At 38.8% G+C, this 25,411-nt stretch carries 28 protein-coding genes and 2 pseudogenes; 19 read left to right on the plus strand and 11 right to left on the minus strand.

Annotation, left to right across the window (positions count from 1 at the left end; genetic code table 11):
• Positions 1–25: 25 nt before the first annotated feature.
• The 3 genes and pseudogenes from I7H67_RS11285 to gmk form a co-directional block, all read right to left on the minus strand.
• Positions 26–115, minus strand: a pseudogene (locus I7H67_RS11285) (hypothetical protein); the annotation flags it as partial.
• 80 nt (positions 116–195) lie between these two features.
• Positions 196–474 carry a DNA-directed RNA polymerase subunit omega gene (rpoZ, locus tag I7H67_RS11290; RefSeq protein WP_002116990.1) on the minus strand — a complete coding sequence of 93 codons (279 nt, stop codon included), beginning with the start codon at positions 472–474 and terminating at the stop codon, positions 196–198.
• A gap of 72 nt (positions 475–546) precedes the next feature.
• Positions 547–1,176, minus strand: a complete 630-nt coding sequence (gene gmk, locus I7H67_RS11295) for a guanylate kinase (RefSeq protein ID WP_004789787.1) — start codon at positions 1,174–1,176, stop codon at positions 547–549.
• A 122-nt stretch (positions 1,177–1,298) separates the two neighbouring features.
• Here gmk and ispH point away from each other — a divergent pair, with 122 nt between their 5' ends.
• A complete protein-coding gene (gene ispH, locus I7H67_RS11300; RefSeq protein ID WP_005301007.1) occupies positions 1,299–2,249 on the plus strand; it encodes a 4-hydroxy-3-methylbut-2-enyl diphosphate reductase in 951 nt (316 codons plus the stop codon).
• Here the strand turns inward: ispH and I7H67_RS11305 are convergent.
• Positions 2,215–2,515: pseudogene (locus tag I7H67_RS11305) on the minus strand (hypothetical protein); the annotation flags it as partial. The gene ispH and the pseudogene I7H67_RS11305 overlap by 35 nt on opposite strands.
• Between I7H67_RS11305 and I7H67_RS11310 the strand changes: the two are divergent.
• The 11 genes from I7H67_RS11310 to rplS all read left to right on the plus strand — a co-directional run bounded on the left by I7H67_RS11310 (position 2,421) and on the right by rplS (position 12,168).
• Positions 2,421–2,867, plus strand: a complete 447-nt coding sequence (locus I7H67_RS11310; protein ID WP_192836266.1) for a Tfp pilus assembly protein FimT/FimU — start codon at positions 2,421–2,423, stop codon at positions 2,865–2,867. The pseudogene I7H67_RS11305 and the gene I7H67_RS11310 sit on opposite strands and share 95 nt — an antisense overlap.
• Positions 2,864–3,385, plus strand: a complete 522-nt coding sequence (gene pilV, locus I7H67_RS11315) for a type IV pilus modification protein PilV (protein WP_198307882.1) — start codon at positions 2,864–2,866, stop codon at positions 3,383–3,385. The genes I7H67_RS11310 and pilV overlap by 4 nt, the downstream gene beginning before the upstream one ends.
• Before the next feature lies 1 nt (position 3,386).
• A complete protein-coding gene (locus I7H67_RS11320) occupies positions 3,387–4,415 on the plus strand; it encodes a PilW family protein (protein ID WP_198307883.1) in 1,029 nt (342 codons plus the stop codon).
• A complete protein-coding gene (locus I7H67_RS11325; protein WP_198307884.1) occupies positions 4,415–5,161 on the plus strand; it encodes a PilX N-terminal domain-containing pilus assembly protein in 747 nt (248 codons plus the stop codon). Before I7H67_RS11320 ends, I7H67_RS11325 begins: the two co-directional genes overlap by 1 nt.
• 24 nt (positions 5,162–5,185) lie before the next feature.
• Complete coding sequence (locus tag I7H67_RS11330) at positions 5,186–8,872, plus strand: PilC/PilY family type IV pilus protein (RefSeq protein WP_198307885.1); 3,687 nt, start codon at positions 5,186–5,188, stop codon at positions 8,870–8,872.
• Between the two features lie 9 nt (positions 8,873–8,881).
• On the plus strand, positions 8,882–9,382 hold the full coding sequence (locus tag I7H67_RS11335) for a type IV pilin protein (RefSeq protein WP_198307886.1): 501 nt from the start codon (positions 8,882–8,884) through the stop codon (positions 9,380–9,382).
• A complete protein-coding gene (locus I7H67_RS11340) occupies positions 9,366–9,815 on the plus strand; it encodes a type IV pilin protein (protein ID WP_198307887.1) in 450 nt (149 codons plus the stop codon). The genes I7H67_RS11335 and I7H67_RS11340 overlap by 17 nt, the downstream gene beginning before the upstream one ends.
• Positions 9,816–9,961: 146 nt before the next feature.
• Entirely contained in the window at positions 9,962–10,213 is a 252-nt protein-coding gene (gene rpsP / locus I7H67_RS11345; RefSeq protein WP_000260334.1) for a 30S ribosomal protein S16, read from the plus strand.
• Between the two features lie 20 nt (positions 10,214–10,233).
• Positions 10,234–10,782 carry a ribosome maturation factor RimM gene (gene rimM / locus I7H67_RS11350; RefSeq protein ID WP_198307888.1) on the plus strand — a complete coding sequence of 183 codons (549 nt, stop codon included), beginning with the start codon at positions 10,234–10,236 and terminating at the stop codon, positions 10,780–10,782.
• A 42-nt stretch (positions 10,783–10,824) separates the two neighbouring features.
• A complete protein-coding gene (gene trmD, locus I7H67_RS11355; RefSeq protein WP_151768238.1) occupies positions 10,825–11,580 on the plus strand; it encodes a tRNA (guanosine(37)-N1)-methyltransferase TrmD in 756 nt (251 codons plus the stop codon).
• Between the two features lie 219 nt (positions 11,581–11,799).
• Positions 11,800–12,168, plus strand: coding sequence for a 50S ribosomal protein L19 (rplS, locus tag I7H67_RS11360; protein ID WP_004789772.1), 369 nt, complete (start codon positions 11,800–11,802; stop codon positions 12,166–12,168).
• Between the two features lie 53 nt (positions 12,169–12,221).
• On the opposite strand, the gene I7H67_RS11365 is transcribed toward rplS, so the two are convergent.
• Together I7H67_RS11365 and I7H67_RS11370 are read right to left on the minus strand one after the other, a co-directional pair.
• Entirely contained in the window at positions 12,222–13,163 is a 942-nt protein-coding gene (locus I7H67_RS11365; RefSeq protein ID WP_192836324.1) for a lipase family alpha/beta hydrolase, read from the minus strand.
• Between the two features lie 116 nt (positions 13,164–13,279).
• Positions 13,280–14,311 (minus strand): lipase secretion chaperone, encoded by a 1,032-nt coding sequence (locus tag I7H67_RS11370; RefSeq protein ID WP_198307889.1) that lies wholly within the window; start codon positions 14,309–14,311, stop codon positions 13,280–13,282.
• Positions 14,312–14,464: 153 nt separating this feature from the next.
• On the opposite strand from I7H67_RS11370, the gene truB reads away from it, so the two are divergent.
• The 3 genes from truB to I7H67_RS11385 all read left to right on the plus strand — a co-directional run bounded on the left by truB (position 14,465) and on the right by I7H67_RS11385 (position 16,817).
• Positions 14,465–15,370 (plus strand): tRNA pseudouridine(55) synthase TruB, encoded by a 906-nt coding sequence (gene truB, locus I7H67_RS11375; protein WP_198307890.1) that lies wholly within the window; start codon positions 14,465–14,467, stop codon positions 15,368–15,370.
• A gap of 19 nt (positions 15,371–15,389) precedes the next feature.
• A complete protein-coding gene (locus tag I7H67_RS11380) occupies positions 15,390–16,166 on the plus strand; it encodes a sulfite exporter TauE/SafE family protein (RefSeq protein WP_005301047.1) in 777 nt (258 codons plus the stop codon).
• A gap of 210 nt (positions 16,167–16,376) precedes the next feature.
• Positions 16,377–16,817: a hemerythrin domain-containing protein gene (locus I7H67_RS11385; protein WP_198307891.1), complete on the plus strand. Its 441-nt coding sequence runs from the start codon at positions 16,377–16,379 to the stop codon at positions 16,815–16,817.
• A 10-nt stretch (positions 16,818–16,827) separates the two neighbouring features.
• Here the strand turns inward: I7H67_RS11385 and I7H67_RS11390 are convergent, their stop codons facing one another.
• The 3 genes from I7H67_RS11390 to serA form a co-directional block, all read right to left on the minus strand.
• Positions 16,828–17,691, minus strand: a complete 864-nt coding sequence (locus tag I7H67_RS11390) for an EamA family transporter (protein ID WP_198307892.1) — start codon at positions 17,689–17,691, stop codon at positions 16,828–16,830.
• 92 nt (positions 17,692–17,783) lie between these two features.
• Positions 17,784–18,668 carry an EamA family transporter gene (locus I7H67_RS11395; RefSeq protein ID WP_151988669.1) on the minus strand — a complete coding sequence of 295 codons (885 nt, stop codon included), beginning with the start codon at positions 18,666–18,668 and terminating at the stop codon, positions 17,784–17,786.
• Between the two features lie 98 nt (positions 18,669–18,766).
• On the minus strand, positions 18,767–19,999 hold the full coding sequence (gene serA / locus I7H67_RS11400; protein ID WP_004789759.1) for a phosphoglycerate dehydrogenase: 1,233 nt from the start codon (positions 19,997–19,999) through the stop codon (positions 18,767–18,769).
• A gap of 367 nt (positions 20,000–20,366) precedes the next feature.
• Between serA and I7H67_RS11405 the strand changes: the two genes are divergently transcribed.
• Together I7H67_RS11405 and I7H67_RS11410 are read left to right on the plus strand one after the other, a co-directional pair.
• Positions 20,367–21,776 (plus strand): FAD-binding oxidoreductase, encoded by a 1,410-nt coding sequence (locus I7H67_RS11405; RefSeq protein ID WP_144732849.1) that lies wholly within the window; start codon positions 20,367–20,369, stop codon positions 21,774–21,776.
• 94 nt (positions 21,777–21,870) lie between these two features.
• A complete protein-coding gene (locus I7H67_RS11410; RefSeq protein ID WP_192836277.1) occupies positions 21,871–22,239 on the plus strand; it encodes a hypothetical protein in 369 nt (122 codons plus the stop codon).
• 45 nt (positions 22,240–22,284) lie between these two features.
• On the opposite strand, the gene I7H67_RS11415 is transcribed toward I7H67_RS11410, so the two are convergent.
• Complete coding sequence (locus I7H67_RS11415; protein WP_049837422.1) at positions 22,285–22,599, minus strand: putative quinol monooxygenase; 315 nt, start codon at positions 22,597–22,599, stop codon at positions 22,285–22,287.
• A gap of 13 nt (positions 22,600–22,612) precedes the next feature.
• Positions 22,613–23,200, minus strand: a complete 588-nt coding sequence (locus I7H67_RS11420) for an NAD(P)H-dependent oxidoreductase (RefSeq protein ID WP_198307893.1) — start codon at positions 23,198–23,200, stop codon at positions 22,613–22,615.
• Positions 23,201–23,425: 225 nt separating this feature from the next.
• Between I7H67_RS11420 and I7H67_RS11425 the strand changes: the two genes are divergently transcribed.
• Entirely contained in the window at positions 23,426–23,791 is a 366-nt protein-coding gene (locus I7H67_RS11425) for a hypothetical protein (protein WP_005301067.1), read from the plus strand.
• A gap of 371 nt (positions 23,792–24,162) precedes the next feature.
• On the plus strand, positions 24,163–25,392 hold the full coding sequence (locus tag I7H67_RS11430) for an MFS transporter (protein ID WP_198307894.1): 1,230 nt from the start codon (positions 24,163–24,165) through the stop codon (positions 25,390–25,392).
• The last annotated feature ends 19 nt before the right edge of the window (positions 25,393–25,411 follow it).

Genomic DNA, 25,411 nt, shown 5'->3' on the forward strand with positions numbered 1-25,411 from the left:
CCTAATACTGAAAAACTAAATCTATCTACTTCTTAATGAAAAGCATATTGCGGAACTTGTCAATTTTTTCATTTGAAAAAGTGTATTTTTTTTTCAATGAAAATAATTGCTTTTTTCAATATCTTTAAATTCAAGACAAAGCCAAATAAAAAACCACCGCAGAAAAACGATGGTTTTTTTATGAAACAGAATTAATTAGAAAGAAAAACCTTCTAAATTCAAGCTGTTTGTAGAAAGAGCAAGATCAAGACTAGAAGTTTGATAATCTTGTTCACGTTGCTTAAGAATTTCTTTCGTAACGTGCCCTGCCGCGATTTCGCGCAAAGAAACTACAGTCGGTTTGTCGTTATCCCATTCTACAGTTGGCTCCATGCCTTGACGTGCCAATTGACGAGCACGTTTACTTGCAACGAGCACAAGCTCAAAACGGTTGTCTACATGATCTAAACAATCTTCAACGGTGACGCGTGCCATAAAAGTTCTCGTTTTGGAATGGTGAATTTGAACAGACTAAACAGTATAAAAGGCTTTCGATCTAGACTCAAGTTATTCCTGTTTTGGTTGAGGAGTAATCAAGTCTTGAATTAATGTTTGATAACGTTTCGCTTGCTGAGATAGCACTAGACGGTTTGCTGTAATCACAGCTTCAATCTCATGTAAGGCTTTATTAAAGTCATCATTAATAATGATGTAATCAAAGTTCGTATAATGCTGCATATCTTCAACTGCACAGCTTAAACGATGTTCAATGACTTCAACTGAGTCTGTACCGCGATTAGATAAACGCTGACGAAGGTCAAACTGTGTTGGTGGTAAAATAAATATTTGCTTGGATTCAGGAAAAAGTTTGCGTACTTGCTCTGCACCTTGCCAATCAATTTCAAGTAGAACATCGTGTCCTTGAGCTAACTGTTGTTTTACAGTTGCTTGAGAAGTGCCATAGTAATTACCAAATACTTCAGCGTATTCAATAAAACCGTCATGGTTGACTTGGTCTAGAAATTCATCTTTTGTAGTGAAGTGATAGTGAACACCATCTAATTCACCGGGACGTTGACCTCGGGTAGTATGTGAGACTGAAACATGTAAATTGCTCACACGGTCAAGCAGGGCTTTCACCAAAGATGTTTTGCCCGTTCCTGATGCAGCAGAAACGACAAACAATAGACCCGACATGATATTTTTCCTGATATGATAAAATATCTTCGCTATTGTAGTGTACCGTGCGTTTAAACTGAATAGTTTTAATTGCAAATATTCAAGAGAAATTCCCCTGTTTTATTAATTTTGAGGCTGTTATGGAAATTGTGTTAGCTAATCCGCGTGGTTTTTGTGCCGGTGTTGATCGAGCCATAGCAATCGTCAATCGGGCTTTAGAATGTTTTAACCCTCCTATTTATGTACGTCATGAGGTTGTACACAATAAATTTGTTGTTGATGACTTACGTCAAAGAGGGGCAGTTTTTGTTGATGAACTAGATCAGGTTCCGGATGACTCAATTGTAATTTTTAGTGCTCACGGTGTTTCAAAAGCTGTTCAACAAGAAGCAGAGCGTCGAGGTTTAAAAGTATTTGATGCAACTTGTCCTTTAGTTACCAAAGTTCATATTGAAGTGACTAAATATGCACGGGAAGGTACTGAAGCCATTTTAATTGGTCATGAAGGGCACCCAGAAGTTGAAGGAACAATGGGTCAATATGATAAATTGAAAGGTGGTGACATTTATCTAGTTGAAGATGAAGCTGATGTTGCTGCGCTTGCTGTAAGACATCCTGAAAAACTTGCATTTGTAACTCAAACAACTTTATCTATTGATGATACGGCTAAAGTTATTGATGCTTTGCGTGCAAAATTCCCTCAGATCCAAGGGCCGCGTAAAGATGATATTTGCTACGCTACTCAAAACAGACAAGATGCTGTACGTGACTTGGCGGAACAATGTGATGTGGTCTTAGTTGTTGGTTCACCTAACTCATCAAATTCAAATCGTTTACGTGAGCTTGCAGAGCGTATGGGTAAAGCTGCTTATCTTGTTGATAATGCTGACCAGTTAGAGCAGTCATGGTTCAATGATACGTGCAAAATTGGTGTGACAGCTGGTGCTTCAGCACCAGAAATTCTAATTAAGCAAGTAATTCAACGTTTACAAGACTGGGGCGCGCAAGCACCTAAAGAATTAGATGGACGTGAAGAGAACATAACCTTTAGTCTTCCTAAAGAATTACGTATTCATGTGACTCAAGCATAAAGTGTGACTTATTTAACATACTGATTTTAAAATAGTAAAACAGATAATTGTTGATATGACAGTTATCTGTTTTTTTATACCCTTTATCTGCTTTGTATTTGTTTTGTGAATCTAAACCGTAAAATTTAAATAATAAATAAAAAATTCTTAAGTTTATTTGGGGTTCTGGGGATGAGGGGAATTATTCCGCAAGACGGGTTCACCTTGGTTGAGCTTATGGTGACGATTGCGGTAATGGTCATCCTTGCGATGATGGCTGCACCGTCTTTTACTCAACTCATGGCTAAGCAAAAATTAAATGCAAATACGAGAGAGCTGATTTCTACCTTATCTCAAGGACGTAACCAAGCTGTTTTATTAAGAACGAATGTTACTGTCCATTTAGGTGATGGAACGAATACAAATACAGATTTTTATTGGGAACCCACTTCAGGAAATCGAGTAACTGCACCTACATCTATAAGTAGTATTACCTTTGGTAGAGATGGGGCGTTAGTTTTAGGTATTTCAGCTGATACGGATTTTGTGATTTGTAATTCAATCGCTAAAACTCAAAAATCTTTTGCATTAACCCGGATGGGAACTGTTTATTCAAAAAATGATGGAACTTGCTCATGAATAAATATAAGCAAAAGGGCATAGGGATGATGGAAGTATTAGTTGCTTTGCTGATTCTTGCGATAGGGGTTCTAGGATTTACTGCATTGCAGTTAAGAGCCGTTGATGCCACCGATGAGGCTATGAGTAAAATTCAAGCCATGAATCTTGCCAGAGATTTAGCTGAACGTATTCGTGTAAATAGGACTGCATTTAGTACCTATGGCGATAATTTAAATGCAACAACACAAAGTACAACAGCGACTCCAGAATGTATTCAAACGACAAATACAACGCCATGTACTACGTCTGTTCAAATGGCAAATTATGATACGGCACAGGTTGTGAGTCAGGCAAATAATCTAGGAATGACGATTCGTTTACCTGACTGTCAGGTGAGTGGTACTCAAAACCGCAAGTGTGTCTATGTCGCATGGGGAAAAACAAAAGCAATAAATAGTTCTACTGATTCAGATGCTTGTACGAATGGTGGTGCATATTTGCCTCAAGCAAAATGTGTCATCATGGAGTTATATTGAGATGAATAAAATATATATTCAGCAGGGATTCACACTTGTCGAATTCATGGTGGCAATTGTTTTGGGGCTATTGATTACAGCTGCTGCCACTCAGCTATTTCTTACAGGACAAATTTCTTTAAATACTCAACGCGCGATGGCTGATCTACAGGAAAGTGGAAACTTTGGATTACGCTATATCTCGAATGACATTCGTAAGAGTAACTATGGAAACAATAACATCATAAATGATCGACTGGCTAACGGTGGAATTATAATAACCACGAGACAAACTTCCCGTTTCCCAGCAGTAGCAAGTCCAACTTATACGGCAGATACGATTCCAACGAATATGCCAGACACAATTCCGTCAACAGTAGCTGTGCCAGTGACAAGTTTCGCTACCAAGGCCAGTAACGTACAAGTTTCGGCGGTACCACCCGCTACTGGAAAGGTAAATCAAGGTAGCGATCAATTAGTTGTCCAGTTCTTTGCAGAGCAGGCCGGCGTTGATTGTGAGGGTAATAATTATGAGGCGAATAGATACATTGTAGAGCGTTTCTTTTTAAGATCAGATTCAAATGCCATATCAAATGAACCTAATACTGCATTAGCACTTGCATGTGAAGCGGGTTCGTATGTAGCGGGTGACACCACGATTTTAAAAAATCCTTCAACATCTACCACTGTATTTGGTGCGACAGAAGGAGAAATCTTGGTAAGACGTGTAGATCATTTGCACTTTCTGTTAGGCATTTCTGATGATACCAATACAACAAATTTTCGGTATATCTCGATTGGGCAATATCTTGCTTTGAATGCAAATCCGCGTCCGCGAGTCAATTCTATTCAAGTTGGTGTACTTGTACGTTCCAACGAAAGCATTCGTGAGAATGGTTTGGTTTCAGATAGCCAAACTTATAAAGTACTTGATCAAAATGTATCTATTAAGGTGCCGACGGGGAACCCTCCAAAATATTTGCGTACAGTTATTACTCAAACTATCGCCTTGCGTAATGGTTTGTTTTCTCAAGATACGGCGGTAATGTAATGAAAGTAGAAAAGGGTTCAACATTAATCGTTGTTTTAATTTTACTGCTAGTGATTACAGTAATTGGGACGTTGGCTGTGCGTCAGAGTCTAACAAGTTTAAATATTGCAACAAACAGTCAAGCGCAACAGTTACTCATGCAGTCATCTGATTCTGTACTTTACCGATTAGGTGCCGAAGGCTTCGCTAGTACGAGTGGTAATCCCACAAGTTTACTTGGCTATGCATTACAAAATCAGGGTAAAGAAGTAGTTTTTTGTTTTAGAAGTCAGACCTCTCCTGCAACGTCTTTCTCTGTCGCAAATACGAGTATTTTACAATGGAACGAAGAAAATACGGACATCACTGTAAATGGTGTATCTGGATTTTGTGATTTAAGTGCAGTTAATGATTATGCTAGCCGTCGCAAAGCACAAATGACACAAGTTGCTATTGTTGTAAATCCACCGCTAAGTACACCTGCACGCCCATTACAAATTGTCACTTTAGGGAGTGATCTTGAAAGTTTAGGGAAATTGGATAATGAGCAAACAAAAAGAATAAGAGTATATGTGACATCTATTTTACCCAATTTATCCGATGCTTCTCAGACTGCTATTACAAATTGTCTGAAACGTCCGAATAGCCAGCCATTATCAGGTTCAAACTCAACAGTATCGAGTTGTTTACAAGATTTGAATGTTCCATTTAATACGCAGTTCCAGGATTTTGTGTTGAGTACATATCAACGTCAGAACTCGGTTTAATTGGATTATTGGGGAATAGATGAAATGAAGATATTAAATACAAAAAAAGCTAAAGTTTTAAAGTGTAAAGTACTCGTCATGGCGATATCTGCCATTATGACGAGCACGGTAACAACATCAGTTGTTCGAGCGAGTGATGTGCAAATTTATCAAAATCCAACGGCAACTAAATATCCGATTATTATGTTGGCAATTGATAATTCTTTTAGTATGACAATTAATGATGCCTATTATAACAATACAAGAATGTCACGTTTAGATGCTCTGAAGCGCTCTTTAGTCACTGCTTTACAGGCTTTAAACACAGATGGTACCTATAAAATTCCTAATATCACTTATATGGGATTAACTAAATTTGCTGGTGATGTTAGTAATCCTAGACGTTCTAGAATTTGGGTGCCAGCAAAAAGACTAGATGCTTTAGTATCAGGGACAAAAACACAAAGACAATTTCTAATAGAGCAAATTAATGGGCTAGGTGCAGATTCAAGTACACCTACTTCAACTTTATTTGCGGAAACTTATGCCTATTTATTGGGTAGCCGTACGGATAGTCCTAATGCTGTAAATAACTTTTCAAATGGTTACCAAGCAGAACTTTCTGGTATGAGTAATGCTGCAACAGGTACTGTTTCAAACGGAAAATACATTGCGCCAATTGAATCTTTACCGAATGAAAATGATAAACAGTGTTCAACACAGGGCGTATTCTTTTTAACCGATGGTGCTCCTTCTGGTATTCCAGCAACAAACACACAATTATTGCTTAAGAATGTTGCTGCAAATGCAGGCATCACAGGAGTGGATGCTAATACTATTAGTGGTTCTGTTACAGATGTACCTGCTGTTTATTATAACTATAGTAAGGCTCGTAATTCAGCTACCACAAATGGCGAGTTTTACGAGATGAAACTATCAGCAGCGGATAATGAGGTGACGACTAATAATACAGTAACAGGTTATCAAGATCGAAGTGGGTGGTCATATATTGCAGATCTAGTTAAAGCGACATCAACAACTGCAACACCTATCTCAAAGAAAAGAATTTATTTAGCTACGGTTGGATTTGGGCCTCTTTTTAATACCGCAGTTAATAGTAGTGGTAATCAGGTTGAAACCTGTGACAAAGATTCAACTGGACGCAATATCCATTGTTATATTGGTTCTAGGGGAGCTGTAAATACCAATTTGGGTAATTCTGATACTAGTCCTTACTCTAACACTCTTAATGCTGATGCATTAAAGATGTTGGGAGATAAAGTTGGTGAAGGTGATACTTATGGAACCGATAAACCTATTGGTGGCTATACCTATGCAGATACAGGTGAAAAAGTACAAAATGCTTTATTAAGGTTTGTAGGCGCAATTTCACAAGGGACTTTTGAGGCAGCTAGTTTCGGGACTTATGTGGTACCAGCTGATCCAATGGCAACCAGTGCATCTTATTCTTATGTTTTTGCACCACAGTTTCAGCCTAAAGTAAGTGGATCGGGTGGGACAATAGTCTCTACGCAACAGTTATGGTTAGGGAACCTTAAAAAATATACCTTAAATTCATCTGGTACTATGGTTGATGTGAATGGTAATACCGTATTAAAAAATACAGGTGGTATTAATACTTTAACTCAGGACTTTTGGAATGCTGAGAATATTAATGATGGAGACGATGCTCTCAAAGGTGGGGCGTGGTCACAACTATCAGTTCCAAATACGACTTCAGGTACGCTCAGCACGGTAACTAATGCTTCAGATATTCAAACCCGGCCTCTCTACATTAATGCAACTATTCCGACAGCTTTAACCGATGCGAATAAAAATAAAGTTGTAGCTGCAAATATTTTAACTCAACTGAGTACGCAAAATGTTCTGACTGCTAGCTATATTGACAGTACAGCAGGTTCAGGAACGACAGCATGGCGACAAAACGTTTACCAACCTTATCTGCTATCTGCACTAGGTTATAAGCTTACAAAAACTGAATTAGAAGTCAAAACAGCAGGCTATAAGTGGGATACTTTTGATAAAGTAAAAAACTTAAACGTTATGCAGCAAATGGGTGGCGTATTGCATTCTGACCCATTACTAGTGACTTTAGAAGCCAAATATGACCCAACTACAGGTGCAATTTTAAGTAATACTCAAAGTACAGTAAACCGTAAAGATTATATTGTGATGGGATCAATACAAGGTTTACTACACATACTGAATCAAGCCACTGGTAAAGAAGAAATGGCTTTTCTTCCCAATGAAATTCTTCAGGATGTTAATCGTCGAGATGCTTTATTAGATGTAAGTAATACAACAACATCTACAACAAATCCATTTTATGGTATCGATGCTCAATGGGGTTCATGGATCGAATATAATGTTGATGCGACGAATAATAAATTTAAAGCCAATATTGCCAATATTTATGGTGGTATGCGTATGGGTGGAAAAAGCTATTATGGCTTAAATATTAAAAATCCAGCAGATCCAAAATTTTTGTTTCAGATTGACCCTGTAAATGGGGTAATTAATAGTGGTACCAGTGGTGTGTCTGCTACAGGGAACCAAGTAACTGCACTTCAGGCAATGGGGCAGAGTTGGTCCAAACCAACACTGGCAAAAATTCGTCTCAATAATCAAGTTAAAAATGTCATGATTGTAGGAGGTGGATATGATCCAGCTTATGAGACGGATGGTTATCAGCCGACTTCAACCACTGTAAATGCTGGCGCTGGTATTTATATTTTTGATGCGACTACAGGTGCTTTATTGTGGGATGCTCGTTACGGTAGTAGTAATAGCACTAGTACGGTTGACGTCAAGGATAGTAATTTAAAATATAGCGTAGTGAGCCAAATCAAAGCTTTCGATCGAGATGCAGATGGTTTGGTTGATAATTTATATTTTGGTGATTTAGGTGGGCAAATCTTTCGCGTTGACTTGAATAATGGTTATGGAACATCAACAACAAATTTTGGTCGAGTAAATCGACTCGCGAACTTTTCAGCACTTAACCAGCGTTTCTATGAAATGCCGACTTTAAGTATTCATGATCGTAACGGTAGTCGTTTTGGTGTGCTTGGCATTGCTTCTGGTAATCGAAGTTTTCCTTTGAACAAAGCCAATAGCAATGATAATCGAATTTATGCCTTATATGATTATGATATTGCTTCATCGAATTTATACAATTCAACATTCTCTAAAACAAGTAATTTAACAGAATTAAATTTATATGATTGGAGTCTTATTGCCAGTACAAATGTAGCAAATCTGATGAACAATACTAAAAAGGGTTGGTACTATGTTTTGCGTGAAACTGATGGAACAGCCCAAACTGCAAATACAGGTACAGTAAAAGCACTTAATGGATACCTCGTAGTTGCAAATACAGCTCAATTTTCAGATTTCTACGTATCTTTATATAATCCAAATCATGCTTCAACCAAACAGCCAAATGCGTGTACAGGTGGTATTACAGGTTCGAGTGTAATACGTCGTTTATGTTTACCTTATGGGGTTTGTGGGGATGCAACCGATGCCACTAATTTTAATGCAAATAAGATTGGTGGCAATGTCGGTAATGCTTCTGATGGAATTAGTAAAATTAATGCGGGAGGATTTTCAAATGGCGTAAATAATTTGATTAAACTTCTACCAGAAGTTGGGCGAAATTACAAAACGACAAAAATATTTCAAAGTACAAATTGGTATGAGCGACAATAGGGGGGCTCTATGAAAAAAAATATGGGATTTACCCTGATTGAGCTAATGATTGTCGTCATGATTGTCGCTGTTTTTGCAGCAATTGCGATTCCATCATATCAAGCTCAAATTCGCCGTGCAGATACCGCAGCAGTCCAGCAGGAATTACTAAAGCTTGCTGGACAATTAGAAAAATATAAAAGCCAAAACTTTTCTTATCATGGTTTCGATCCTAAATATTTATATGGACAAACCTCAGCAATGAGTAGTATGGATTTTCCAAGCAGTACCAATAAAAAGTACACGATTACATTAGCTGATGTTAGTGAAACAGATGCTACTACTTTATTGGCTAGTAGTGCTGGATTGGGCCAAAGATGGGCGATTAGAGCAATACCGGAAACGGCAGGGTATGATGCTCTGTTAGTTACCAGTACAGGGATTAAATGTAAATCTAAGTATTTAGTGGCAAATGATCTAACTAATATCAATAATTATACGGGGTGTGCTACAAATGCTGAAAAATGGTAGTCACCAAGGATTTACATTAATTGAGCTGATGATTGTGGTGGCGATCATTGCAATTCTGGCAGCAATTGCTTACCCGTCTTATACTCAATATAAAATCCGTACTAATCGTACGGATGTACAAGCTGAGATGCTGCGTATTAATCAACGATTACAAAGCTATAAAGTTGTTAATCATAGTTTTAATAATGCTACTTTAGATAATGGTACAGCCTCTCAAAATTATCCTTTAGCAGGAACTGCTTTTTATACTGTAACTTTAGCGATTGATGCTGATAACCAGGGATATTTGCTCAAAGCCACTCCAATTATTACTTCTATACAAAATGGTAATGGTGAAGTTTGCGTAAATCAGGATCAACAGCGCTACTGGTCTAAAGGTCTAGCCTGCTCATTAATAAGCTTGTCAAATACATCCAATTGGGATGGGCGTTAATTTAAATTCAAAACTGCGGATAACTCAAAAAATAATCTTTCTTTCAGGGCGAAAATCACGTAGAATGTCGCCCTCTATGAAAGGGGTTTGAAGTGTTGCCGATGGTCGGCGCAGGGATAATCCGTAAGAATTATAAGGCTTTTATCATGGTTGTTATTCGTTTAGCACGTGGCGGCGCAAAAAAACGTCCATTCTATCAAATCGTTGTGACTGACAGCCGCAATGCACGTGATGGTCGTTTCATCGAGCGTATCGGTTTCTTTAACCCGACTGCACAAGGTCAAGCAGAAAAACTTCGTTTAGACGCAGACCGTTTTGCTCACTGGGTTTCTCAAGGTGCTCAACCTTCTGAACGTGTTGCTTCTTTAGCTGCTCAAGCTAAAAAAGCTACTGCATAATTTTTTGTAGTAGGTAGCCCATGACATCAACACAGAATGTTCCCGAAGATCGTATTCAGATTGGACAGTTACGTTCAGCTTATGGATTGAATGGGTGGCTCTGGGTGTATTCAAATACAGAACCTATGAGCAACATGTTTGACTACCTGCCTTGGTACATTGAGACCAAGGCCGGTTGGCAAACAATAGATGTAAAACGTTGGAAACCACATGGCAAAGGCTTAGTTGTTGCTTTGAAAGGTGTGAGTGATCGCACTGGAGCAGAAAACTTGGTTGGCGCTAATATCTGGATTGCTAAGTCTCAACTGCCAAAAGCAGATGTAGATGAGTACTACTGGTCAGATTTAAAAGGCTTAACAGTGTTTGGTCTGAATGATGAAGAGCAGGAAGTAAACTTAGGTAAAATTCATGAGTTGTTTGAAACTGGAGCTAATGATGTGATGGTGGTACATGCTACCCCAGACAGCGTTGATTCAGAAGAACGCATGATTCCTTGGCATAAAGATGTAGTACAACGTGTTGATCTTGAAGCTGGTCGTATTTACGTCAATTGGGGCGTAGATTATTAATCCTTTTAGGATTAATACAGCAGGAAAATAGAGGAGTCTGTGATGTTTTTTGCAGTCATTACGCTTTTTCCTGAAATGTTTGAAGCGATTACAGCCTACGGCATCAGCGGACGTGCGGCAAAACGAGATATCGTACAAGTTACTTGTATTAACCCTCGTGATTTTGCTGAGGGAAACTACAGAAGAGTGGATGAACGTCCATTTGGTGGTGGCCCTGGGATGGTGATGATGGCTGAGCCTTTGGCGAAAGCAATTGCGCATGCCAAACAGCTTGCCTCACAAGCAGGACATGCTCATGTTCCTGTGGTGTACATGTCTCCACAAGGCAAAACTTTAAATGAACAGGCAGTACAGCAGTTTGTTGATTATGACGGCTTAATTGTACTGTGTGGACGTTATGAGGGAGTGGATGAGCGTTTGATCCAGCATTATGTTGATCAGGAATGGTCAATTGGTGATTACGTTTTATCAGGTGGTGAACTGCCCGCTATGGTGTTACTTGACAGTATTATTCGCCGTTTGCCGAATGTAATGTCAGATGAACAGTCAGCAGTACAAGATTCTTTTGTTGATGGTCTTTTAGATTGTCCACAATATACAAAGCCAGACCATTTTGAGGGGCTGGATGTACCAGAAGTTTTAAAATCTGGACATCACGGCAATATCGAAAAATGGCGTTTTTTGCAGCGTTATCAACGAACTTTAGAACGTCGACCAGAGTTGACCGAGAAAGTAGAATTGAATAAGCAGCAGAAAAAATGGCTAAAAGATGCGCAAGAGAGCGGTGGTAATTCTTAACCACTATTCTCAGGAACGGAAGTTCTGCAAAAATACGAGAAGCAATGCTTCGAGTTAAAGCATGATTCTATTTAATGAATAGTTTTATGTATATTCTAAGGCTCTTTATAGACATTTTGTCGTAAAGGGAAAGATAAACGGGTTGATATGCGCTTTAGCCTCTATCCCCAGCGGAATTTCAGACCTCTTCTGACTCCGCACATATTGGAGATTCCCACAATGAGTGGTAAACATCCTTTAGTTCAAGCTGTTGAAAATGCACAGTTAAAATCTGATATCCCTGCTTTTGCTCCTGGTGACACTGTTATTGTCCAAGTTAAAGTAAAAGAAGGTGAGCGTGAACGTCTTCAGGCATTTGAAGGTGTTGTAATCGCTAAGAAAAACCGTGGTTTGAACTCTGCGTTCACAGTACGTAAAATTTCTAGCGGTGTTGGTGTTGAGCGTGTATTCCAAACTCACTCACCAGTTGTTGCTAAAATCGAAGTGAAACGTCGTGGTGACGTTCGTCGTGCTAAACTTTACTACCTCCGTGACTTGTCTGGTAAAGCTGCACGTATTCGTGAAAAATTACCAGCTCGTAAAGCGTAAGCTTATAGCGAGTAAAAAAATGCGCCTTTTGGCGCATTTTTTGTTTTAAAAAATTACAGTCCTTGAAGTTTCAAACGGTTTGCATGTTGACGGTAAACTGAGACCGGATCTGATGCAAAAATAGAACGTATTCCAAGTACTTGGTTCACTTCATCTAAATGATTCCAGTTGTAATCATCACGAATTGTTTTACCAAATTTGGCACTGCATCGAGAAACAAGTCCATCATTATCACCAAATGGATCGACCACTAAGCTACTGCCTGTAAGAGCAATATCAAATGGATCTAATGGATTGGTTAAGGCTTTATTTCCAGAGAAAGAATACATATAAATGCCTTTCTCTTGATATGTTCCCTCACCACAAGAGGTGGTTGGTATACCCATAGGGAATTGAGTATTAAACTGAGCTGAACCTTGAGTCGATAAGCTATGGGCGCCTGCTAAAGAGTCATGCGGATAGCTAGTCGGATCTAGACCTCCTGCCCAAGTAATCGCTGCTGAAAACCAATTTACTAACGTTGCCAGTCCAGACAGAGGAGTACCCTCAACGTTCAGAATGACATCTGCCATTGGTGATCCCTTATGAGGCGCACCAATCGTGGTAAGTGAGGCAACTTTTTCTGGCATGATACCGGCCACATAGCGAATTGTTGGACCCCCATGGCTATGACCGATTAAGTTGACTTTAGGTTTACCAGTAATGGCAATAATCTCTTCTACTTGCTGGGCAAGTTGTTCTCCACGCACTTCTGTTGAGTTAAATGGTGAGACCCTTGTAGCCCAGACATTTCCTCCATTGCGGGCAAGATCAGGAAGAATTTGGTACCAGTAATCGAGACCAAGCGTATCTGTTCCGATTCTGTTAAAACCCGCCATTCCATGATTAAAAACCATTGGATATTTTGTCTGCGCGTAAGATGAATAAACGAACGAGCTTTTAACTTGTTCAGCATTTGTTGCATGGGCCGCTGAAATACTCAGTCCTGAGAGCATTGCAGCGCAGAAAAACATTAACTTCCTTTTCATTTTTTACTCACTATTTTTATTTTGTATGAAAAGCAGCTTCTTACTGCTAGTGAATGTTTAGCCAGTTCCCAAAAAGGAAAGGCTTAGTAATTAAATGGCAGCTCACCTCCCTGATCATGGACCGTTTCAAAAGTTCGAAGTCTTAGTTGTTCTTGTGATGAATTGAATTGTTGTTGGCGTAACTGTTGAATAGCTTGATTTTTGGCGCTATCACTCATGTTACTTTTAATAATTTCATCTCGACCATTGAGATAACTTGTGACCCTTTGTTGCCAAGCATTCCGCTCTGTATCTAAAGTTTCTAATCGTTGAGTCGCTTCGACTCCAACAAGTGCTGTACGCATCTGTCGAAGTTCTTCAGCTGAACCCTTACGAGCTTTAATTTGTTTGGTCAGTGTATGTAAATCATCAAGTTTAGAAAGTTCTTGCAGGTTTTGCTGCCAGTCTTCGGGAAGTTCTTCAAAACGTTCTTTAAGTTTTCGTGCTTTTTCAATTTCGCTTAGAGAAGAGTCTTCAAGTATTTGCATTCGATCTAGCGTATAGTTCTGATAGATATCTTCGCTCGAGAAAAGGCCTTCAATTTCAGAAGTCGAAAAGAAACGTTTTCTTATATCTTGAATTGAATTAAAGATCTTTTGAAAATAATTTTTATCTTGTTGTTTTGCAGAAGGTGTTTGGATTTGAGCAAGCTGTTCACGATATTTTAAATAGCGGGCCCATAAATCCATAATTTGTGAGCGGGCTGGCTCTAAATATTGTCCTTGAATGAATTTCCCAAAGTGATTTTTGATCTGTTCTAAATCATTTTCGCCATATTGAGTAATAAAATATTCAAAGCAGTCGCGTGTTTGACTGTTAACGACTAAATGCTGGGAACTATCAATTTTTAACTGGCAGTTAACTTCAGTGTCTTGCTGACTTTTACTATGGTAAGCATCTTCATTTAACGATGAATGATCTGTGGGTGGAACTGATGCTAGATTTTGAGCTGTATTTTCACTGACTTGAGTTGATGTGTTTTTTGAGTCAGGACTTAACCAATAGACACATGCGATGAGGCTCAAAATAAAAAATCCGAGCACGCACCACAATACCTTCTTCTGCATCCCTTGCATAAAGATATCTTCCTTAAGTTTTAATTTGTTGTTTTTTTACTCGATCATTAATGTGCCATAAAATAAGTGAAAAGGCACCTAAATATTGTGAAAATATCTTGTCGAATTTGCTAACATGTCGGCACTTTTTTCTAGCTTTGTGTTCCAGTAAAAATGACGACAAAAAATCAAAAAATTTCTCGTCGCCATATCAGTGGTGTATTTCTATTAAATAAACCATTAGGGCTCAGCTCAAATGCGGCTTTGCAAAAAGTGCGTTGGTTATATCGCGCCCAAAAAGCAGGTCATACTGGAGCTTTAGACCCATTGGCGACAGGTTTGCTCCCGATTTGTTTGGGAGAAGCCACCAAGTTCTCACATTATTTGCTGGACTCAACAAAGCGCTACCAAACTACTGTTCGATTGGGGCAAACCACAACGACAGGTGATGTGGAAGGGGAGATTCTACAAGAACGCTCCGTTCCTGTTCTCAACCAAGAGCTTATTGAAGAAACCTTAGAAAAATTTAGAGGTGATATTCAACAAGTTCCGCCGATGTATTCGGCTTTGAAAAAAGAAGGTAGACCATTATATGAGCTTGCCCGAAAAGGTATTGAAATTGAGCGTGAAGCACGCCCAGTCACAATTTATGCTTTAGAGCTCATTGGATTTACCGAAAATAGTATCACTCTGGATGTCACTTGTTCTAAAGGAACATACATTCGTGTATTAGGTGAAGATATTGGTGAAGCACTGGGTTGTGGTGGGCATTTAACGATGCTAAACCGGACTCAAACAGGACATTTTGAGCTTATTCCGAGTTATACCATTGAACATCTGGAAAGCTTAACTGAAGAGCAAAGAGAAGCTTTACTACTTCCAGTTTATGCTCCGGTTGAGCATTTCCTCAAAATTCAGGTGCCTGAAGGGCGTGAAAAATATTTTTGCAACGGTTTAGAAAGCAATATTGAGCATTCTGCAGAAGCAGAAGTTTTGGTTTTTTCGGGTGAGCGCTGTTTAGGCTTAGCTGAGATTACCGATAAAAAACGGTTGGTACCTAAGCGTATCTTAAATTTGTAGTAGATGTAGAGTATAGAGCATGGGCATGGAATGGGATGTTATCCTTAGTTTGATCTTTTTTGCGTTTACTGCGGGAGCAATTGATGCTGCTGTGGGTGGCGGTGGACTCATCCAGATTCCCGGGATCATGAGCACTTTTCCTAACATGTCGACTGCTACGGTGATTGGTACCAATAAAGTCTCATCCATTTTTGGTACTGCATCGGCTGCTTATACATTTGCTAAGAAAGTAAAATTGCAGTGGAAGCTTTTAGCAGTTATTGCCATTTGTGCTCTGATTAGCTCTTTTGCTGGTGCAGCTTGTCTATCGCTTATTCCTCAATCGGTATTACGTCCTTTCGTGTTCGTGATGTTGATTGTGATTGCCGTTTATACGCTAGTTAAAAAGAACTTCGGACAGGTTCACACTGAGCAAAAAATTACCAATAAAATGCTGATTTTAGCCGCTATAGGTAGTTTAGCGATTGGTTTTTATGACGGTATTTTTGGGCCAGGCACAGGTAGTTTCTTTATTTTCTTCTTTATCCGTTTTTTACAAGTTGATTTCTTGCATGCTTCAGCTTTGTCAAAAATCGGTAACTTTATGACGAACTTAGCTGCTTTGAGTTTCCTCATTCCGACAGGTCACGCTATTTTGCATATTGGTTTAATGATGGCTGTTGCAAACGTGCTTGGTTCTGTTGTTGGGGTACGTACCGCGCTTAAATACGGTAGTGGATTTGTTCGTATTATCTTCTTAATTTTGGTGAGTATTCTGATTTGCCGTTTGGGCTATCAAATGTTTGTTACGGGTTAAATAAGATTAAAAGTATGAGCTGTCTCTAAAATGCAGTTCATACTTTTATGTATCATTTAAAATTAGAAATATAAAAATCATTACAGAAGTTTACTAGAAAGAAAACTGTGTAAAAAATAGTCTCATTTTAAGCTACTTAAACATTATAAATTTCAACGTATGATAAACCTTGAAATAAAAAAGATTTTTTAGCTAAAAATGAGGAAGAGAATGAATATTTTCGAAGCATTAAGAGAAAGCCATGAAAATCAACGTAACCTTTCTGAACAACTTATTCAGACACATGGTTTAACTGAAGAAAGAAAAGAACTATTTGATGCATTAAAAAATGAACTTTATGCCCATTCAGTTGCTGAAGACCGTTATCTCTATATTCCTTTAATGTTTGATGATGTCGGTTTAGATATTACGAGACATGCTTTATCTGAGCATCATGAAATGGATGAGTTGGTCGAGCAGCTCGAAAAAACCGATATGAGTAGTCCGAGCTGGTTAGCAACTGCCAAACAGTTGAGTGAAAAAGTTCATCATCATTTAAAAGAAGAAGAGCATAAATTTTTTCAACAGGCGGGAAAAATTCTTAAAGATAGTGAAAAAGAAACACTCGGTAATAAGTATTTAAAGGAATATAAAAAGTATAAAAAGCAGTAATAGTATTTAACTACGCTACTTTTTTAGTACTTCTTAAAGTCACCCCAATTGATGCCAACATTACACAACCTAAAGCCACCCATTGCAGCATGCTGATTTCCTCGTGAAGTAATAAGAAACCCGTTAATGCTGCCAATGCTGGTGCTAAACTCGTTAGGGTGCCGTAAGTTAATTTAGTAAGTTGTTTGAGTGCCATTAAATCAAGTGCATATGGAATAGCGGTCGCTAAAATAGCAATAAGTAATGCTTTACCCCAGTACTGTGTTTCAAGTAATGCAGGGGCATTATGCCAGATGCTAATCGGTAGTAAGGTTAGAGCAGATAATCCAATTCCAATGGTTAAAGCGTGCATCCCTATATTTTGGGTCACAACTTTCTGACCAAAATAAATATAGAATGCCCAGCAAAGTCCAGCACCTAGCGCGCAGGCAGCACCGATATAGGAAAAGTGGTGTTGCGTTGGGTCTTGCCAAGGCACCATCAGTGCAATACCTAACATCGCAAATGCCACCCAAATGTAGTCACTCTTTTGTTTAATAGAGAGTAGAGCTAGACCTAATGGACCAATGAACTCTAAGCCCACGGCAATCCCTTGAGGTAACTTTCCAAGCGACGTATAGAATAAAATATTCATGAGACCCAAAGATGCGCAGTACATCAATAAATCACGCCATTTTAAATAGGGTAAACGTGACCAGATTTTCCATGAGCGGAACATGATGGCGACAATAACCGTTGCAAAACTCAGCCTTAAAACTGTAACGGTAAGAGGGTCTAATATTGCAATAAGCTGCTTAGCAAATGAAGCACTGATTTGATATGAGACCATCGACAGAATCATATATAGCACAGCAATAATGGGAAGATTCTGCATGGAAATACCCTAGGGCCTCATCTAATATTATTTAAAACTAACAAGGGTTAATTATAGCGAATGCCATGTTTTAACTCGTGGTTTTAGTCGGTTTAACTTACTGTTTTTTCGCGTTCCTGACGTGCTTTTTGGGTAGTTATGGTACAACCGACCGAAGCTGCAATAATTGTTGCTAGTGCCAACCATTGATTCCATAACAAATATTCACCTAAAAAGATAAAACCAGAAAGTGCAGCAACTGCGGGCTCTAGGCTCATCAATGTTCCGAAACTTAAGGGCGTTAAATTACGTAGGGCTAGCATTTCTAAAGAAAAGGGTAAGGCGCTGGCTAAAATTGCCAAACCAATAAAATAAACAAGATAGGGGAGCTCTATAACTTGCCCTATTGAGCCTGAGAAAAAAGTAATGGGTAATAAGATGCATGCGCCCACACTCATTCCTAAACACACAGTGTGATTGCCTGATATACCTGAAGGTTTCTGTCCAGCAATAATATAAAGTGCCCAACATGCGCCAGCACTAACCGCAAATAATACTCCGATCCAGTCCAGACTATGAGCCTGATTGAAAGGGAAAAGTAAAATGAGGCCAACAATCGCTAAACTGACCCAAACAAAATCATATTTTTGGCGTGCATGGTATAAGGCCACACTTAAGGGACCAATAAATTCAAAAGCAACTGCAATACCAATGGGTAACCGTTCAATTGACAGATAAAAAAGCGCGTTCATTCCTGCAAGAGCAAAGCCATACGCTAAAATAGCTTTCCAGCGGACCTGACTAAAATTAATTCGCCAAATTCTAAAAATAAAGGCAAGAATAATTGCACCTAAGCATAAGCGCATTGCTGAAACGGTAAGGGTGGGAAAGCTCTGGAACAGAAATTTAGCTAAAGATGCGCTGCTTTGTACGCTCAGCATAGCGAGAATAAGAAAACCCAACGCATGTAGCTGAGATTTCTGGTTCGAACTGGACATTTTATTATTTGATCGATTGGTATACTTTTCACATGATAATGTAAATGTCCATAAAAAAGCCACAGACAATGCTGTGGCTTTTAAATTTACAGTTCGTATTAGAACAATACGCGCACGCGAATTGTACCTTCAACTTCATGCAACATATCTAAAGCTTCGTGAGAAGCAGAAGCGTCAACGTCCATTACGAGGTAACCGATGTCACCTTTAGTCATGAGTGATTGACCAGAAATGTTGATGCCTTGCTCAGCAAACAAGTTGTTGATTTTAGACAATACGCCCGGTACGTTTTTGTGGATATGCAATAAACGGTGTTGACCAGCAGTCAATGGTAACGCGATTTCTGGGAAGTTTACCGCAGAAAGCGTCATACCCTTGTCAGAGTAAGCAACAAATTTCTCTGCAACTTCTAAACCGATGTTTGCTTGCGCTTCCATGGTTGAACCACCAACGTGAGGAGTCAAAATCACATTGTCTAAGCCACGAAGTGGAGAAACAAACTCTTCGCCATTTGCTTTTGGTTCTTTAGGGAATACGTCAACCGCTGCACCAGCAATATGACCAGATTTGATGGCATCCGCTAAATCTTCAATCACTACACATGTACCACGTGCAGCATTTAGGAAGATTGCACCTTCTTTCATTTTTGCAAATTGTGCTTTAGTGAAGAAGTTTCGTGTAGATGGAACATCAGGCACATGTAATGTAACTACATCAGCAGTCGCTAAAAGTTCGTCTAACGAACCAACTTGGCGAGCATTACCCATTGGTAATTTAGTTACTGCATCGTAATAAATCACATGCATACCTAAGCTTTCAGCAAGAACAGAAAGCTGAGAACCGATGGAACCGTAACCTACAATACCTAAAGTTTTGCCACGAGTTTCGAAAGAACCGACAGCAGACTTGTCCCAACCACCACGATGACAAGCCGCCGATTTTTCAGGAACACGGCGAAGAAGAAGAATTGTTTCAGCAAGTACAAGCTCTGCAACCGAACGCGTATTTGAATACGGTGCGTTGAATACAGGAATACCACGTGCCATAGCTGCTTTAAGATCAACTTGGTTTGTTCCGATACAGAAACAGCCCACTGCGATCAATTTATTTGCAGCTTCGAAAACTTCTTCAGTCAATTGGGTACGCGAACGAATACCAATAAAGTGAGCATCTTTAACAGCTTCTTTTAGCGCTTCGCCTTCAAGAGCAGTTTTGCGATAGTCAATATTGGTGTAACCCGCAGCGTTTAGAGTATCGACTGCGTTTTGGTGAACGCCTTCTAACAAAAGGAAACGGATTTTATCTTTAGGTAGTGAAAGATGTTGGCTCATTACGGCTCCGCTACAAAGGCCAAATTTGGTGGCGCTATCATAACATAATGGTCGGTACTATAGATATTTCGTTTGCGCCATCGTCTTATGGCAATTTTATCTATGTCTAATCACTTCTATTTATGGCTTGTGATTAATTTAGAATAGGTTTGGTATGAGATTTTTCTCTGGAAGTCCCATAGAAAAGCATTTATTTACGTTAAACATGTTTTGTAGTGACAGTATCTCTATTCTGAACTTTATCGCTTGAGCTGTTGCATGTAGAATATAGGAGTTCCTTGAACATTATGGCTTTGCTCAGGTGAGAACCCTGAAAATATGAAGTCATATTCCCACCATAGTTTACTTCTTGCTAGGTCTGCAAACGATGAATGCTCCAGTCGCTTTAACACCTGAGTTACTCACCCAATTAACAGCAATCGTCGGTGAAAACCGTATTAAAACCGATGCTGATAGTCTCGAAAACTGGGGTAAAGATCATACCAAGCATTTTAATCCGAACCCATCGGTCATCGTTTTTCCATCGACCACTGAACAAGTTCAGGCAGTTGTAAAGCTTGCGAACCAGTTTAATATTGCGATTACACCGTCAGGCGGTCGTACTGGTCTCTCTGCTGGTGCTGTAGCAACCAATGGTGAAATTGTCATTAGCATGGACAAAATGAACCAGATTCTTGAGTTCTTCCCAGCAGATCGTATGGTACGAGTGCAAGCTGGTGTAGTGACTGAACAATTGCAAAACTATGCTGAAGAGCAAGGTATGTATTATCCGGTTGATTTCGCGTCAGCGGGTTCTAGTCAGATTGGCGGTAATATCGGTACCAATGCTGGTGGTATTAAAGTTATTAAATACGGCATGACACGTAATTGGGTGCTTGGTTTAACTGTTGTCACTGGTAAAGGCGATATTTTACGTTTAAACAAAGGCATGGTTAAAAATGCAACTGGTTATGCATTACAGCATTTATTTATTGGCGGTGAGGGTACATTAGGTTTAGTGACCGAAGCTGAAATTAAACTTGAGCGTCAACCACAAAATTTACAAGTTTTAGTTTTAGGTGTTCCTGACTTTGATGCAGTAATGCCTGTATTACATGCTTTCCAAAAAGACATCGACTTAACTGCATTTGAGTTCTTTGGTGAACTTGCAATGCAAAAAGTTTTAGATCATGGACATGTACAACGCCCATTTGAAACTCAATGTCCATTCTATGTATTGCTTGAGTTTGAAGCGCCATATGAGCCGATTCTCGATAAAGCAATGGAAATTTTCGAGCATTGTATGGAGCAGGGTTGGGTACTTGATGGCGTAATGAGCCAGAGTCTTGACCAAGTGGAAAGTTTATGGCGATTACGTGAAGATATCTCTGAATCAATCGCGCCGTTTATTCCATATAAAAACGATATTTCAGTGTTAATTACTCACGTGCCTGCATTTATTCGTGAGATTGATGCAATTGTTCAAGAGAACTATCCTGATTTTGAAATTTGCTGGTTCGGTCATATCGGTGACGGTAATTTGCACTTAAATATTTTGAAACCTGAAAACTTAACTAAAGATGAGTTCTTTGCGAAGTGTCAGGTTGTGAATAAATATGTGTTTGATACCGTGAAAAAATACGATGGTTCAATCTCTGCCGAGCATGGCGTAGGTATGACGAAAAAGCCATATTTGGAATATTCACGTTCGCCTGAAGAAATTGAATATATGAAAGCTTTGAAGAAAGTATTTGATCCGAATGGTTTGATGAACCCAGGTAAATTATTTGATCTTTAAATTAGATCTATTTTGTAGGACTACATAGTTTCTACAGAGTAACCGACAAAGGCATAGCATCATAAAGCTATGCCTTTTGTTTTTGGTGATAAAAATGCAACGTTTATTTTTAATTTCAGCGCTCTGCACAGGACTTTTCACTGGGTGTGCGACGACCAGTAAATTAATTCCTTTTGTGGGTTCCGAAACCCCAATGCAACAAGTACTTAAAGCTCAACCTGAGATTGTAAAAGAGCATAACAATACCTCAGTTCAGCAAGTATTTAACCGTGTAGAATCTCCAACGGTTTCCCGTATTGTTGTCATTCAAACAGGTTTAATGGATGACTCTGTCTCTGCCATTCGAACAGAATATGCATTTAAATTAGTCGATGAAAAGTGGCAGTTGCAGAATAAGCAAAAAAGCTATCAGTGTGCGAGAGGGAAAGGCTCTAGAGGATTCCAAACACAGCTTTGCTCATAAAACAAAAAAAGACGATAAATATATCGTCTTTTTTTATGGGCTAAATTATACGCCGCTTTCTAAAATTTTAATTTTGACATCAATAACATCATCTTTAACTGCTTCATGATGTGCTTGCATATGAGGTGTAGCCAAATGTGCTTCAAGATGAGCAACGCTTGCCCATTTTTCTAACATCACAATTGTGTCAGGCTCGTGAGTTTGGAAGCTCGCATTTGATTTGTGATCAATTAAAGGTTCATAACCATGACAACCATCTTCCGCTAAAACAGTTGGAATAATTTTTTGAAAAGCATCCAACACGTTTTGACGATGCTGCCCAGCTGATTTGGTGCGAATTTCTGCAATAATGGTTAGCATCGATTTCTCCTTATTAAGCTGCTGCAAATACACTATTTAAGTGTGCTTTATATTCTTCAACATAACTATCAACGTCAGGCATTTTAATCACGTCGTTTACAATAAAAGTCGGTAATGTCCCCATGCCTAAGAACTGATTAGCTTTATGAAATGGTAAATAAACACCATCTACGCCTAAACCGTGGAAGAACTGATCTGCATCGTCAAATGCTTCCATTGGGGCATTCCAAGTGAGTGACAGCATATATTTTTTGTCATGAATTAAACCACCTGAACCATATTTTTTTGAAGCATCAGAGCGGCTACGACCATCACTTACATAAAGTGAACCGTGACCTGTCGTAAATACATCATCAATATATTTTTTTACAGTCCAAGGTGCACCCATCCACCAACCTGGCATTTGATAAATAACAACATCTGCCCATAAGAATTTTTCTACTTCAGCTTCTGCATTGTAGTCGCTATCTGCACGAGTCACTTGAACTTCATGGCCTAGTTCAGTGAGATGGTCGGTTGCCAATGTTGTAAGCGTGTCATTTAATTCACCATTTGAATGGGCAAATTGTTTGGCGCCATTAATCACTAAAATATTGCTCATGAGAGTTACTCTAATTAAATTCCTAAATTTGATGTGTACTTTACGGAATTTACTCTTATTGAAAAATGTATGAATTGGAAAAATATTATTGATTAAAAGTCACTAATATTGATTTGATGCATCATTTTATTTTCCACATTAAAGATGAACACATTTACAATGTAGAACGGAAAAAATTATTTGTAGTCTTTAGCATTAAATTTGAGTAAATCTAAGAGATCACGTATGAGAAAAATGAGTTTGCTGATTGCTTTTAGCCTTGTAACGCTAACGGCGTGTACTCCAGCGAAAAATTCTTCTGCTCAACTTGCTGATAGCCCGATACAAGCGGTATTACTTGATCAGCCCGATCTCTTAAATGATGCAAACAATTTGGATATTTCACAGCAAATGAATGCAGCAGATGATCCCTCTAATGCTCAAGTCACTATTTTACAAACAGATCCGAGCGAAGATGCGATAACAAAAGTCCGTACAGAATATTTATTAAAGCGAGACCAGCAAGTCTGGAAAATTGTGAATAAAAAGCAAAGCTATCAATGTACACAAGGACAAGATGCCCCAGACTTTCAAGTTAATCCTTGTCCTTAGTGCTTAATTTTTTATCGAATATGTGGATAACTTTGAGTTTATGCACAATAAGAATTTGTGGGTATTTTAGTGCAAAAAACTGAAATTTAAGCTTCTTGAAATTGCATGATTGCTGATCAATTTAAAAAGTGCTATTGTTGCGCTCGGCAATTAAGCCAATTGGTAAAAATTACCGAATCTCACGTCATACATTTTTTCTCGTTTTAGACACCTTGTGAATACGGTGTTTCACATTCTAAACATGCACTCTCACGGCATATAAAAACTTAACTAAAGATTGATAGACCATACTGTTATCGTCATGACTACATTATTTATTTCAATATGTAGTTGCTGAGACATTTTGGCCGCTATTTTGAAGTGTACAACTCATGAAAAATATTCAAACGGCAACGTTGAACCGTACAACGTTGATGTTTCCTTTGGCCTTAGTGCTATTTGAATTTGCGGTTTATATTGGCAATGACCTTATTCAGCCAGCAATGTTGGCAATTACTGAAGATTTTGGTGTAAGTGCAACTTGGGCACCATCTTCAATGTCATTTTATTTATTAGGTGGCGCTACAGTTGCGTGGTTACTTGGACCATTGTCAGATCGTCTCGGACGTAAAAAAGTACTGCTAGCAGGGGTTTTGTTTTTTGCTCTATGCTGCTTCTTAATTTTACTAACGCGGCAAATAGAACAATTTCTAGCATTAAGATTTTTGCAGGGAATTGGCTTAACTGTAATCTCCGCAGTCGGTTATGCCGCTATTCAAGAGAGTTTTGCCGAGCGTGATGCAATTAAAGTTATGGCGCTCATGGCAAATATCTCATTGCTTGCACCATTGTTGGGGCCTGTACTTGGAGCCTTTTTAATTGATTATGTGTCTTGGCATTGGGGCTTTGTCGCCATTGCTGTATTGGCATTACTCAGTTGGGTCGGTTTGAAAAAACAGATGCCAAGTCAGCAAGTCAGTGTAACTCGACAACCTTTTAGTTATCTTTTTGATGATTTTAAAAAGGTATTCACTAACCGCCGTTTTTTAGGCTTAAGTCTGGCCTTACCGTTGGTGGGCATGCCTTTAATGCTTTGGATCGCTTTATCTCCAATCATTTTGGTAGATGAGTTAAAGCTCAGTAGTGTGCAATATGGCTTGGCTCAATTTCCAGTATTTGTTGGTCTCATTGTAGGCAATATCGTCTTAATTAAAATTATTGACCGTCTCGCTTTAGGTAAAACTATTCTAATTGGCTTACCGATTATGCTGATTGGGACACTCATTTTAATATTAGGTGTGGTGTGGCAAACCTATTTAATTCCTTTTTTGCTTACAGGCATGACGCTCATCTGTTTTGGTGAGGGAATTAGCTTTTCAGTCTTATATCGCTTTGCACTCATGTCATCTGAAGTATCAAAAGGAACTGTTGCAGCGGCAGTTTCGATGCTATTGATGATGAGTTTCTTTGCAATGATTGAGTTGGTGCGTTATCTCTATACACAATTTCATTTATGGGCCTTTGTATTATCTGCATTTACCTTTATTGCTCTTTGGTTTACTCAACCAAGAAGTGCTTTAAAGCAGGAAATGCAAGAGCGACAACAACAAGGCAACAACTAAAAAAATACCGGAATTTATA

Origin of the sequence: Acinetobacter sp. ACIN00229, assembly GCF_016106645.1 — a bacterium.
GTDB lineage: Bacteria > Pseudomonadota > Gammaproteobacteria > Pseudomonadales > Moraxellaceae > Acinetobacter > Acinetobacter oleivorans.

What these genes read in the sequence shown, in the direction of transcription:
- rpoZ (WP_002116990.1), bottom strand. Translation starts at nt 474, where the DNA reads ATGGCACGCGTCACCGTTGAAGATTGTTTAGATCATGTAGACAACCGT.
- I7H67_RS11330 (WP_198307885.1), top strand. Translation starts at nt 5,186, where the DNA reads ATGAAGATATTAAATACAAAAAAAGCTAAAGTTTTAAAGTGTAAAGTA.
- I7H67_RS11415 (WP_049837422.1), bottom strand. Translation starts at nt 22,599, where the DNA reads ATGCTAACCATTATTGCAGAAATTCGCACCAAATCAGCTGGGCAGCAT.
- ispH (WP_005301007.1), top strand. Translation starts at nt 1,299, where the DNA reads ATGGAAATTGTGTTAGCTAATCCGCGTGGTTTTTGTGCCGGTGTTGAT.
- rplS (WP_004789772.1), top strand. Translation starts at nt 11,800, where the DNA reads ATGAGTGGTAAACATCCTTTAGTTCAAGCTGTTGAAAATGCACAGTTA.
- truB (WP_198307890.1), top strand. Translation starts at nt 14,465, where the DNA reads ATGACGACAAAAAATCAAAAAATTTCTCGTCGCCATATCAGTGGTGTA.
- I7H67_RS11420 (WP_198307893.1), bottom strand. Translation starts at nt 23,200, where the DNA reads ATGAGCAATATTTTAGTGATTAATGGCGCCAAACAATTTGCCCATTCA.
- I7H67_RS11365 (WP_192836324.1), bottom strand. Translation starts at nt 13,163, where the DNA reads ATGCTCTCAGGACTGAGTATTTCAGCGGCCCATGCAACAAATGCTGAA.
- I7H67_RS11410 (WP_192836277.1), top strand. Translation starts at nt 21,871, where the DNA reads ATGCAACGTTTATTTTTAATTTCAGCGCTCTGCACAGGACTTTTCACT.
- I7H67_RS11385 (WP_198307891.1), top strand. Translation starts at nt 16,377, where the DNA reads ATGAATATTTTCGAAGCATTAAGAGAAAGCCATGAAAATCAACGTAAC.
- I7H67_RS11335 (WP_198307886.1), top strand. Translation starts at nt 8,882, where the DNA reads ATGAAAAAAAATATGGGATTTACCCTGATTGAGCTAATGATTGTCGTC.
- I7H67_RS11395 (WP_151988669.1), bottom strand. Translation starts at nt 18,668, where the DNA reads ATGTCCAGTTCGAACCAGAAATCTCAGCTACATGCGTTGGGTTTTCTT.
- I7H67_RS11390 (WP_198307892.1), bottom strand. Translation starts at nt 17,691, where the DNA reads ATGCAGAATCTTCCCATTATTGCTGTGCTATATATGATTCTGTCGATG.
- I7H67_RS11405 (WP_144732849.1), top strand. Translation starts at nt 20,367, where the DNA reads ATGAATGCTCCAGTCGCTTTAACACCTGAGTTACTCACCCAATTAACA.
- I7H67_RS11370 (WP_198307889.1), bottom strand. Translation starts at nt 14,311, where the DNA reads ATGCAAGGGATGCAGAAGAAGGTATTGTGGTGCGTGCTCGGATTTTTT.
- rpsP (WP_000260334.1), top strand. Translation starts at nt 9,962, where the DNA reads ATGGTTGTTATTCGTTTAGCACGTGGCGGCGCAAAAAAACGTCCATTC.
- I7H67_RS11310 (WP_192836266.1), top strand. Translation starts at nt 2,421, where the DNA reads ATGAGGGGAATTATTCCGCAAGACGGGTTCACCTTGGTTGAGCTTATG.
- rimM (WP_198307888.1), top strand. Translation starts at nt 10,234, where the DNA reads ATGACATCAACACAGAATGTTCCCGAAGATCGTATTCAGATTGGACAG.
- serA (WP_004789759.1), bottom strand. Translation starts at nt 19,999, where the DNA reads ATGAGCCAACATCTTTCACTACCTAAAGATAAAATCCGTTTCCTTTTG.
- pilV (WP_198307882.1), top strand. Translation starts at nt 2,864, where the DNA reads ATGAATAAATATAAGCAAAAGGGCATAGGGATGATGGAAGTATTAGTT.
- I7H67_RS11380 (WP_005301047.1), top strand. Translation starts at nt 15,390, where the DNA reads ATGGGCATGGAATGGGATGTTATCCTTAGTTTGATCTTTTTTGCGTTT.
- I7H67_RS11325 (WP_198307884.1), top strand. Translation starts at nt 4,415, where the DNA reads ATGAAAGTAGAAAAGGGTTCAACATTAATCGTTGTTTTAATTTTACTG.
- I7H67_RS11320 (WP_198307883.1), top strand. Translation starts at nt 3,387, where the DNA reads ATGAATAAAATATATATTCAGCAGGGATTCACACTTGTCGAATTCATG.
- I7H67_RS11340 (WP_198307887.1), top strand. Translation starts at nt 9,366, where the DNA reads ATGCTGAAAAATGGTAGTCACCAAGGATTTACATTAATTGAGCTGATG.
- gmk (WP_004789787.1), bottom strand. Translation starts at nt 1,176, where the DNA reads ATGTCGGGTCTATTGTTTGTCGTTTCTGCTGCATCAGGAACGGGCAAA.
- trmD (WP_151768238.1), top strand. Translation starts at nt 10,825, where the DNA reads ATGTTTTTTGCAGTCATTACGCTTTTTCCTGAAATGTTTGAAGCGATT.
- I7H67_RS11430 (WP_198307894.1), top strand. Translation starts at nt 24,163, where the DNA reads ATGAAAAATATTCAAACGGCAACGTTGAACCGTACAACGTTGATGTTT.
- I7H67_RS11425 (WP_005301067.1), top strand. Translation starts at nt 23,426, where the DNA reads ATGAGAAAAATGAGTTTGCTGATTGCTTTTAGCCTTGTAACGCTAACG.